At 47.2% G+C, this 11481-nt stretch carries 8 protein-coding genes; 4 read left to right on the top strand and 4 right to left on the bottom strand.

All coding sequences use genetic code 11. The features are described from left to right. Nucleotides 1-2161, bottom strand: a 2161-nt coding sequence (locus A3750_RS06900) for a GAF domain-containing protein (protein WP_156498468.1), incomplete at its 3' end; no start/stop codon positions are given. Between the two features lie 269 nt (nucleotides 2162-2430). Between A3750_RS06900 and A3750_RS27290 the strand changes: the two genes are divergently transcribed. The 4 genes from A3750_RS27290 to A3750_RS06920 all read left to right on the top strand — a co-directional run bounded on the left by A3750_RS27290 (nucleotide 2431) and on the right by A3750_RS06920 (nucleotide 5318). Then, nucleotides 2431-3195, top strand: coding sequence for a methyl-accepting chemotaxis protein (locus A3750_RS27290; RefSeq protein ID WP_068456974.1), 765 nt, complete (start codon nucleotides 2431-2433; stop codon nucleotides 3193-3195). Between the two features lie 13 nt (nucleotides 3196-3208). Beyond that, nucleotides 3209-3781: a hypothetical protein gene (locus A3750_RS06910; protein ID WP_068456977.1), complete on the top strand. Its 573-nt coding sequence runs from the start codon at nucleotides 3209-3211 to the stop codon at nucleotides 3779-3781. 15 nt (nucleotides 3782-3796) lie between these two features. After that, a complete protein-coding gene (locus A3750_RS06915) occupies nucleotides 3797-4801 on the top strand; it encodes a chemotaxis protein CheX (RefSeq protein ID WP_068456978.1) in 1005 nt (334 codons plus the stop codon). Between the two features lie 145 nt (nucleotides 4802-4946). After that, nucleotides 4947-5318 carry a response regulator gene (locus A3750_RS06920; RefSeq protein ID WP_068456981.1) on the top strand — a complete coding sequence of 124 codons (372 nt, stop codon included), beginning with the start codon at nucleotides 4947-4949 and terminating at the stop codon, nucleotides 5316-5318. Nucleotides 5319-5387: 69 nt separating this feature from the next. On the opposite strand, the gene A3750_RS06925 is transcribed toward A3750_RS06920, so the two are convergent. From A3750_RS06925 to A3750_RS06935, 3 genes are all read right to left on the bottom strand, one after another. After that, on the bottom strand, nucleotides 5388-7538 hold the full coding sequence (locus tag A3750_RS06925; protein ID WP_082863252.1) for a TRAP transporter large permease subunit: 2151 nt from the start codon (nucleotides 7536-7538) through the stop codon (nucleotides 5388-5390). A 445-nt stretch (nucleotides 7539-7983) separates the two neighbouring features. Continuing rightward, nucleotides 7984-9888 carry a DNA topoisomerase IV subunit B gene (gene parE, locus A3750_RS06930; protein ID WP_068466230.1) on the bottom strand — a complete coding sequence of 635 codons (1905 nt, stop codon included), beginning with the start codon at nucleotides 9886-9888 and terminating at the stop codon, nucleotides 7984-7986. Nucleotides 9889-10000: 112 nt separating this feature from the next. Then, the coding region (locus A3750_RS06935) for a S8 family serine peptidase (protein WP_156498469.1) at nucleotides 10001-11481 on the bottom strand (1481 nt) is incomplete at its 5' end.

Here is an 11481-nt window from a genome sequence, read left to right on the forward strand (position 1 = left end):
CGGTAGACTTCTCAGTATTATTCTTGATGGCTTGCTGACAAGCCGCCATAAATTGCTTCGAACCACGCAAGAACTCAGCAAACTTGCCTGCATCAATTGCAAGCACTTCGCCAATAAGCTCAAGCTCGCGCTGCTGACCTTTCGCCGCTTCTTCAAGCGCTCGAATCTCAGTCACATCACGAACGGTAATCATCAGGCGTTCAACAACATCTTCCTCATTGACGATCGGATCCCAATCCAGCTCAAGAATTTTTTCGCGGCCATCGTCAAAGGCAACCGTCATCTCATTCACAAGACAGTGAGAGTTGAACTCAAACATCATCGAATCTTCGCCAACAATCGCATCAACCGCGGTGATATTCTGATCACGTGCATCCGCACCAAGGGTGCTATTGGCAAACAACAGATCGTTCACATTGCGCCCAGAAATTCTGTCGGTTTCAAAAATTGTCTCGAGATATGCTGCGTATTCCTTGTGCACCAAGCCGCCATCCGTAATGGTAAAGAGGCCTTGGTGCATGTTCGCCATCATGTTAGCGATGTCTTGGTTTTTCTGATGTAAAGCGGCTGTGCGCTCTTCTACTTTCGCTTCCAGGGTTCGCGCATGCTCTTCAATTACTTCACGCATACGAATGTTCTTGATCGTTGTAACCAACGACTGCGCAACAGACGATACATACTCGTAGTCACTATCTGCAAAGCTAACCTGCTTCACATCACCCGATAAATTTATCACGCCTACCAGCATGTCTTTATCCATCAAAGGAACACAAAGGAGCGCTTTAGGCGCGGAGTCTTTGTCGCTTTGAATGTAGGACTTGTCTCGTTCCGTGTTTGGTACAAAAATGATCTGCTTGGTCTTAGCCGCTTTACCGATAATCCCCTCGCCTAGCTCAAAACGCGCCGGCGCCATATCACTAGAATTCGCTTTTGGAGGAAAGTGCGCCTTAACAACGAGCTCTTGCTTCTCATTACTTAAATAAACCGAACCCTGACTCACGCCGATTTTGTCGTGCATACTCTGCAGCACTTCTTCTAATGCCGAATTTTGATTATGCGCAGCGGCAAGTGTACCGCCAATTTTGTTCAGTTTGGCGAGGTCTTCCATTTTCGTCTGGATGGCAGAGCGCATCGAGTTAAAATTACGCGCCGCCAGCAAAATAAGTACAATCAACATGACAATCGAAGACTTGAAGCCAAAATCAAGATTGCCCAGCACTTCACCCTGCAATGAATAAAATTGGCCATTTGCGGATTCAAGTAGCTCATCGAGACCGGCAACTGACTGCGTCACAGCCGCATCCGCTTCTTTCAGCTTCTGCTTAGCAAGCTCCGCTTGCTCCAGCTCCTTTCTTTTGTGATCAACAATCGAGGGTGTGCGGTCAAGCATTTTCGCCAAGTCGCTATAGGCTTGTTCAGCATTCACTAGATACTCAGTGTCGCCAAAGGTTTTAAAAACGTCGGCACCTTTGTCGTACCAGAGCTTGGAATCCTGCAAGGAGAACTTGAAATCATCCATCGTTCCAAGATTGTCGAGAGAACTTGCACGCTGGACCTGCTCAACGGTTTTGAGAATGCCGAGTGCATTGGTATCAGCTTGGTTTGCAAAACCGGCCACGAGTTCCATGTTCTCGGTGTCTTTCGGCTCGGCCATAAAGTACTGCAAGTCGACTAAAGCGCCGCCCAACGAATCAGCCATATTAAACAGCTCATCCGCCTCAGCATGCATCGCCTCATTCGCTGAAATCATCAATGACTTGGCTTCAAACATTTCAGTCACGGCAAAACGATAGAAGTCGTAATTACTCTTGATGCCAATAACCAGAGCATTCATGTCAGCATCATCTTGAGCGAGACTTTCAAGGCTTCCATATAAACCTTCGAAGTCTTTCACGCCCTGCATGAACTTCCGCTTATAGACACGAATGCTGTCACTATCTTCAGCATTAAATGCAAGACTACTCAACTTCGCTAGCTTAAGCAGTTGTATCTGAACCTGGTTACTCTCTTTCACAACCGGCACCGCGGTCTGGTTAACCCGCGATGTCGACTCATTGATGTCGTTAAGGTTCCATAGCGATGACAATCCTGATGTGAGCATCAATACGATGATGAACCCAAATCCGAACGCGACTTTTTGGTTAAAACTCAGCTGAAACATCCTACTCTTGCCTCTGTTTATTTTTTTGGCCTTCAATTTCACTCTAGATTAAAAATTTGAAAAGTTGCATTTTCCCATAAAATCGTGCAGCAATTCGCATTAATTCGCGTTTTTAGGGGCAGAAAAGTGACTTAGTTCATAGAGAAAGCCCTGATAATGAAAGCGAAAGCTAAAAAATAAGCAGCTCATTCATTCGGTGCTAGGCTAAAAATTAGAACGTTAAAAAAGTCAAATAACGTCAAACTAACAACAATATTTCGGCGAGTACCATGACAACGATAATTATCTCAGCGCTAGCAGCGGGCGTCGCGTTTGCCCTTGGTTTCTTTATTAAGGCAACTCAAAGCAAGAGATTGCTTAGAGAAAAAGAGCTCGAAGTAACCAATCTCAATCAACAAGTTGCGCAATCAATCAAGCTTGATGAGCATGAATCGATTATCAACGACCATATCGAAAACCATGCAAGTGTATCAAACCAGCATGCAGAACTTGAGCAGGATATCGAACTTCTGCGAAGCACCTTAGAAAACGAGAAGAACGAAATCGCCCAAAACTATGAGGCTCAAATACAAAGCTTGCGTCATGAGCATGAGCGTGAACAGTTTTTCCTCACTGAACAGCTTGCTAAAGTCGAAGGCGATCTCGTCGAACTGACAGAAATGCTCGTTACCTTCGAGCGTTGGCATGAAAGCCTAAACCAGCTGATGGAGCACAATGCTGAGATGCATCATCAGAATCAAGAATTTTTCAATATCGTCAAGCAAATCGTGATCTTGGCTTTAAACGCTGCCATTGAAGCAGCTCGCGCCGGCGAGCATGGAAAAGGCTTTGCCGTTGTTGCTGAAGAAGTTCGAAACCTAGCAATGCGCAGCCAGGAGCTGAGCGAAAGCTACAAAGAAAATCTGAATAAGAACGACTTTCTAACCACGACGACCTTCCAAGATATCCAAGCTGGCGGAAAGATGATTCTTACCGATGTATCAGCGACCAATGAGATCGTTAAAGAGTTGCTAACCCGAGTCCAAGCGGCGTAAGCGGAGACGGAACATGAGCCAAAGTTCTTTTAATCGCGAGTTAGTGCGTTTGTTCGGCATCGCTATGGAAGATTGCTTTTATTCGAGTGCCGAAACAGAAATTCATACTGCAGACGCTAACTCGAGCATTCATGGCGAATTCAAAGAGTTTGTTTTGCTGACCATTTCTTCGCCCTTGTTCAGGGTGCTGACGGTAATCCATTTAAACAATGACGACGCTACCAAAGCCTTTGTAGCAAACAAACTCAATACCACCGCCGACACCCTTACAGACGAGCGCTTTTATGACTTTGTCGGCGAAGTAGGCAACACGTTTTGCGGGGCGATAAAGCGAAGTCTTAATAATTTCATCCCCAGCTTAGGGATGTCGACTCCGAATCGACTCGAGTCCGGTAGCATGAAATACATGCTCTCTCAGAAACCAAGCTTTGAGAGCTTTAAGCATATAGAGATTAATGGTCAAACACTTTTTGAGTGCGGCATCTATGTTTGCAATGACACTGAGCTGGATTTTGACATTACATCAACCACAACAAGTACGACCGAAGTCGAAGAAGCAGACTGCGGTGAGCTTGAGTTTTTCTAAGTAATAGAGGCAGTAATGACAGCGAAAACACAAATTGTCAGTAAAGTGCTCGTACATGAATGTAACGAAGCAGCACTCTCTGTGCTCAAGGAAGTATGCACCAACAACAACCTAGTCGGCTTAAAAGTCTGCACCGGAAACAACACCATTGGTCTTCGCGATGCAACCAACGAAATTAACGACGTTATGCAATCGAACGTCGATCTTGGTGCCGTATTCTTAAGCGAAGACAAAGATTTTAATGGCGTTAGCGGTATTGAGCTTTGCTCGAAAATTCATCGGGCTCGCCCCGAGCTTCCTATCTTCCTTCGTCGTGCGCATACAGACAGCATGGATGATCTTCCAGAGATCGTGCAGGAATCGGTTGCCGGTTGCTACATGAGCGGCGACGCTGACAAACTGAACGAACTCGTACACAACTACATCTGCAGCATGTTTTACCCTGCGGAGCTCGCAAGTGGCATTATCGAGTTATCCAAAAATGCATTCGAGAGTATCGTTCCCGGTGTCGAGGTTCGAAATGAACTGCCCTACTTGGTAAAAGATCAGATTATATATGGCGAGCTATTCAGCCTAATCCCTCTTGAGAGTGATTGGTGTCGCGGCTACATGATGCTGCAAACAACAGAAAATGAAGTCTTAGATCTTATTCGCTCAGGTGCGTCGCAAATCAAGAAAAACCAACCTGATTCCCGTGATAGCAACGGTATTCTGAACGAGGTCACTAACCTGATCTGGGGCAGCATAAGAGCACGCTATTTCACCAATGACGTCAACACTGATGGGCTGCGCACACAAGTTCCGATCATGGTAAACCACCAGAGGAAACACATTTCCTTTGGTTCTACCGAGCCACAACTTTGCTTTAAGTTTACTCTGCACGATCCCGAGATGCGTTTCCCAGATATCACGTTATATCAACGACTTATCTTCAATTTGAACTGGTCTCCAGAGAAATTTGAAGAAAGCGAAAAAGCCGTAGATGAGTTTGTCGATAACGGTGAATTGGAGTTTTTTTAACCAAATACTTGCACTCCAGAGCAAGTAGCTATACTCAAATTAATGCAGTAAGAACTCTAGAAAACTAGAGTCGGAAACAAAAAAACAAATTAGCAGATAAGAAAGGCAATGCCTTTCTAGCAGTAACAAACGCGAGGAAAGTACCATGGCACAGATTCTAGTAGTTGACGACTCAGCGACTGTTCGCAACGAAGTGAGCAGTTTTTTAGCAGCAAACGATCTATCAGTAGAAGTAGCAATCGACGGCAAAGACGGCCTAGACAAACTTCAGAAAGACGGTCAGATCAAGCTTGTTATCTCGGATGTAAACATGCCGAACATGGATGGCCTAACCATGGCAGAAAAAGTACGCAGTGATCTCAACAATCAAGGTGTAAACATCATCATGCTAACAACCGAAAGCGACCCGCGCATGAAAGCACGCGGCAAGGCGGCTGGCGTTAAAGGTTGGATTGTTAAGCCATTTAAAGGCGACAACGTAGTAGGCAGTATTAAAAAGCTGATTGGCGCTGCATAAACGTCCAACCAGACGAAAAAGGCATCCTCTTCAGGATGCCTTTTTTTATGCCTATTCTCAGTCTAATCGCTAAGGTAGCGGGAGTGGGTTGAACTCAAAATAGATCAGTGGTCCAAAAGCCACGATAATTAACGTGGTTCCCATCACTAACAGCGGCAAGATAATCCGCTCATGGCGATAGTAGAACGTATCCCCTTCTTGCAAGGCTTTATCCACTTCATCGTCCCCAACAACCTGCCTCGTCAATAAGTGATTCAGCGACACCGGCGGGCTCAGATAACCAAGTTCAAACGCCATTAGAGCGGTCATCCAAAAATGAATAGGATGAATACCCTGTGCATATGCAACTGGAGCGATGGTGCCCGTTACCAAAATCAGCGCACCGAACGGATCCATAATCATCCCGATCATTACCAGAAATGCCACCATAAACAACATCGCAGCATACGGCGAATCAAACACCTCGGGAATTTCCAAAACACCACCGCCACGCTCGATAATACCGCCAACGGTGAATGAGCAGGCCATGAGCATGAGCAAAGCGCCAATTTGAATGGCAGAGTTATCAACCGCTTTATGGAAAGCGAGCGAAACGGTTGGCGCAGCGCCAGCTGTTTTATTGCGATGCTCAAAATCGTGGCTGAACTTACGCTCCCAAATTAAGACAATCGCCACCAATACTGGAAGCACAATCGGAGCAGAAAACTCATCTAGATAAGTATCAAGCAGATAAGCATAGGCGACGAGCGTACCGGCAAGAATCGCGAAGTATGGCAGCAAGGGCTTAACCAAACGCAACGATGGGACAAGCGCTTCACTAACCGGCGCCGGATTCAACGGCTCTTTCTTAGTGATGAGCGCGAACACCGCAAACACAACCATACTCAGCAAGAATACTCTAAAGCCCCAATGAAATAGCTCATCGGTGACTACTTCCTTGTTAAGGATGGCGATACCAACAACCAGCAAACAAGGGCGCAGAACGACCCCTGAACCGGTCATAGCGGTCACCGCAAGCGATAGTTGCCGACGAGTACCAACTCGACGCATCTCTTGATACACCACAGCACCCATCGCAATGATAATAATGCCGGACGCTCCTGTGTAGGCTGTTGGGTAGGCCATTAACGCAATCGCTACGAAGGCCATCATTTCAGGCGGAAGACGCCATGGGCGAAAGACATCAAACAACTTTGCGCCAAGCAGTGTCTCTTTGAGCATCATCCCTGCAAGGATATAAAGGCCTATCGCCAAGTGCAGATTGGTTAGCTGGAAAATTTGCGTAAAGTAAATCGCGATGCCAGGCAAATGTGCTTCGGTTACAAAAAAGTGGAAACAAGCCGCCAGCAGCATAAAAGTCTGGATCGGAATCGTTAGCAGCGCACGAAGCCAACCACCACCCTGCTCTAGATGCTCTTCTGGGCGGAAAAAATGATAGATATTGATCAAAGCCAGCACCGAGCAGCCTCCGATCAGGGCGAAAAACAATTCAGGATGCGTCACTTCCGTTCCTGAGTTCAGCGAGCCATGGTAGAACGCATAGCCGGAAACACCGAGCCCAACATGCGACACAAATTGCGCCGTTGTAGAAATGTAATGATCCTTACGATGGTGAACCGAACGAAAAGCAATGTGACTTCTGCGCGCTGTTGCAATGATGGTGGCCAACATCAACAGCGAAATCAACGTGAGCTTTTGGTGCGCAATGGCAAACAAACTAATATCGGCAAAAACATGCTCTAAAGAACGGAAAACCTCGACCGCCGATGTCAGATTCGCGTCATAGATTGCCGCGTCATCGTGTTTCTTTTGACATACACGGAGCTGACTGATTAAGGACTCGCGTGCAGAATCGCGATTAAAGTCCTCCGCGAGTAGAGAAAACGCCTCGTTCTCAGCAATATGCTCTTGCTCAAGAACATCAAGACGAGACTCGATGTCCTCTTGAGGATCGCACTCGGTAATCGGTCGATCACCGCGCAGAACAAAATAGTCTTCCCAGATATATGCGCCAAGCTTGAGCATCTGCGCATGCATGTTTTCACTTGTGCCGGAGGTGATGGTGCCTAGCAGCAAGGCCAGAATTACCGTAGTAATCACGGTTTGCGCTACACGCTTGAACCTGTCTAACGAACTGGGCGCCGCATCGACATGTAACTCGCTACTTGCTTCGCTGTTCTGGGTCGAATTTTCATCACGGTTAACTGGACTATCGCTCATCGTTATCTCGTAGTTATTTTTGTTGGTGTTGTTCTTTGGCGTGTTGTTACGTAGTTGGGCCAACGCTCTGACCAATATTGTTTTTAGATCAACCAGACACAACTATTGTGCCAATAAACCAAAGGCAAATGTTTAATTCGATAAAAGAGCGAGCAGTTTGTCACGTTTTTTATCCAACAAAGCGAGTTTCGCTTATTATCTTGTTTCGGTTCTTATTGCTTGCGGCCAATCTAAGTAAATATTGAAGAAATCGCGCGAAGAAGCACGCGAATAGCAACTTCACTATTCGTTGCATAATATCGGTTTGAAGAAACACCAATGCTGGAGGGCTTTATAAGGGATTTCGACAGGGCTTTCGACAAATCGTACCCCCAAGCTTTTGTCGACAGGAAAGCAACATGCGTAACGTCAGGGCCCACATCGCGCTCTGACGTTCTAAAAACGCCTAAACTTCGGCCATATCGCCTTTAGATTCGAGCCAAGCTTTGCGATCCGCGGCTCGTTTTTTTCCAAGCAGCATATCCATGTTGGCAACCGTTCCGGGATGATCTTCTATCGTCAATTGGACGAGACGACGCGTGTCGCGTGCCATGGTTGTTTCACGCAATTGCATAGGATTCATCTCGCCCAAGCCCTTAAAGCGCTGAACGTTGACTTTGCCTCTTTTCTTCTCGGCCTCGATACGATCGAGCACGCCTTTACGCTCAGATTCGTCCAGCGCATAGAAGACTTCCTTACCGACATCGATTCGATAGAGAGGCGGCATCGCAACGTAGATGTGCCCTGCTTCAACCAAAGGCTGGAAATGCTTTACGAATAAGGCGCACAACAAGGTCGCGATATGCAATCCATCCGAGTCGGCATCGGCAAGTATACAAACCTTGCCATAACGCAGACCTTCGAGGTTATCTGAGCCAGGATCGACACCAATCGCAACAGAGATATCATGAACCTCTTGCGAGGCGAGAATTTCGCTCGACTCGACCTCCCACGTATTCAGTATTTTACCTCTCAAGGGCATGATTGCCTGATACTCACGATCACGCGCCTGTTTTGCAGAGCCACCAGCAGAGTCACCCTCTACCAAAAATAACTCTGAGCGCATCGCATCGACCCCGGAGCAATCTGCAAGTTTCCCTGGTAGCGCAGGTCCGGAAGTCACCTTTTTACGGACGACTTTTTTACTAGCGCGCATTCTCTTTTGTGCATTATTGATGCACAAGGTAGCGAGCTGCTCAGCCTCATCCGTATGTTGGTTTAACCAAAGACTAAACGCATCTTTGACAACCCCCGAAATAAACGCGGCAGCTTCTCGAGAAGACAATCGCTCTTTGGTTTGACCAGAAAACTGAGGGTCAGCGAGTTTCGCCGAAAGGACAAAACAGCTTTTGTCCCAAATATCCTCTGGGCCTAACTTAAGGCCGCGCGGCAACAAGTTTCGAAACTCACAAAACTCACGCATCGCCTCCAAACAGCCGGTTCTAAAGCCATTAACATGCGTTCCACCCTGCGCGGTTGGAATAAGGTTAACGTAGCTTTCCTGAGTGATGTCGCCACCTTCCGTTAACCACTGGATAGCCCAATCTACCGCTTCACTGTTGCCAGCCATTGATCCGGTAAACGGTACCTTTGGGCAGGTTTCAAAACCGTCAGTCGCACCAATCAAGTAATCCTTTAAGCCGTCTTCAAAATGCCATTCATCTTTCTCGTTGGTCTGCTTGTTGTTAAAGACCATGTGCAGTCCCGGACATAGGACCGCTTTAGCGCGAAGTACGTGTCGCAAACGCGAAATCGAGAACTTAACAGACTCAAAGTATTTCGCGTCGGGCCAAAAATGAACGAGTGTTCCAGTGTTACGTTTACCAACCGTATCGATGACTTCTAGGTCATGCGTTTTATCGCCATCCGCAAAAGCAATCTTGTGAAGATTACCGCTGCGGCGGATAAACACCTCTAATTTGGTCGAGAGCGCATTCACCACCGACACGCCAACTCCGTGAAGACCACCAGAAAAGCTATAGTTATCATTCGAGAATTTACCACCGGCATGCAATCGCGTAAGAATCAACTCAACGCCCGGAACACCCTCTTCAGAGTGAATATCAACCGGCATGCCACGACCATTGTCCGAAACGGATAACGAGCCGTCTTCATGAAGGACAACTTCTATCTTCGTCGCATGTCCGGCTAAGGCTTCATCGACGCTATTATCAATGACTTCTTGCGCAAGGTGGTTGGGACGGGTGGTCTCTGTATACATTCCCGGTCGTTTTTTAACCGGGTCTAACCCACTTAAAACTTCAATCGAGTCGGCGGTATATTGCTTATTAGACGAGGAGTTCTCAGACATAGCTCTTCTTACATAGATAGGGGGTACTCATATCTCGAGAGCTTAAACAATTCAGCGCCAAGCGCCAATAGCTAAGCACCAAGATGGGTGATGTTTAAGAAAAGAAAGACGCTCAGGGCAACGCGCGATCAATCTGGGGATCAAAGCTTTGAGCATACTCACTCGCTTCATCCAGATCTTGAAATGTCATAGAAAAACGCACCCCTTCCCTATCAGAGTTGAGTGTCAGGTATGCATCATCATTTGAAAGACGGTAAGCACCGAGCGCCTCGCCCGGATCAAACAACCGTCGATCACCATCATTGTCCGTACTCGCCTCTAGGTAATAATTGCCGCTGGGCACATCGTCAAAGCGAAAAGCCGTCGAACCATGAACGTGATCAAAAAAGGCAGATTGAACAACCTCATAAGATGAGGAAAACGAGGTTACACTCTCTTTTCGTACGAGATAAACGTAAACACCAGAAAGCGCACTAGAAAGAGATTCTGATGCTTTGTAAACAGGTATCGCCTTAATCTGCTGAGCACCACCATTTAAGGAATAACGCACTTCAACCTGCGCAGATTCTGCCAAATCAGACGCGACCGATGAATCAATCGTGATGGCATAGCGGCCCAAACCAAATCCATCCGTATCTTGCGCACTCAAGCTTAACCAAGGCGCAGTAAACGTCACGGAATCCACAAACAAAGAACCAGCACCAAGATTGCTCAAGGTTAGGACGAGCCTTTCATCGTCCTGTGTGAAACTCAATGATTCAGGAAACGCATCAAGCTTGTCGCTCAGCAAGCCACCCGACACCGCTACCGCTTTTTCTGCGTTTATGACACCGCGTCCGTAGAACGCACCGCTCTCACGCACATCTGTCAAAACGCCTCGATTCAGAAGAGAAGCAAAGCTAACCGAATCAAGACTCGGGTTGAGCTGCTTCATAAGCGCAACAACCGCTGTGACATGCGGCGCAGCGAAGGACGTTCCGACGAAAAATGCATACTGTGAAGTCGCAAAAGGCCCTAGTATGTCGTCATCGATACCGTCAAAGTAAATCGAGCTCGTATCAGTTCCGCCTGGCGCCATCAGCGATACATTCTGACCAAAATTCGAAAACAACGAGCAAAAGCCCTGATGGTTCACTGAGCCAACACCAAATACCTCAGGGTACTGCGCTGGATAAAACGCCGCATCACTTGCATCATTTCCGGCTGCGGCAATCACAACAACACCTGCGGCAACGGCATCACGTACCGCATCGGCAATCACAAAACTATCGGCATTCAACCCAAGAGATAAGTTAATCACATCGACTCTCGGGGATAATATGAGACCGTCAGTTGTTCGCAAGCCTGCGGCATAGCGAATACCATCGGCAATATCAAAAGCCGAACCAGAGCCCGTCTGATCAAGCACTCGAATCGGGATAATGTCCGCATCATACGCGATGCCCGCGATACCGGCTGAGTTGTTAGACTCAGCCGCTATCAAACCTGAGATATGGGTTCCGTGAAACGTACCGCCGGAAGGCTCACTGGAGTCTCCATCGCGACCGTCACCATCGCCATTCAGAGAGTTTGAAACAAAATCATACCCCTCGT

The sequence above is a fragment of the Oleiphilus sp. HI0079 genome (genome assembly GCF_001635105.1).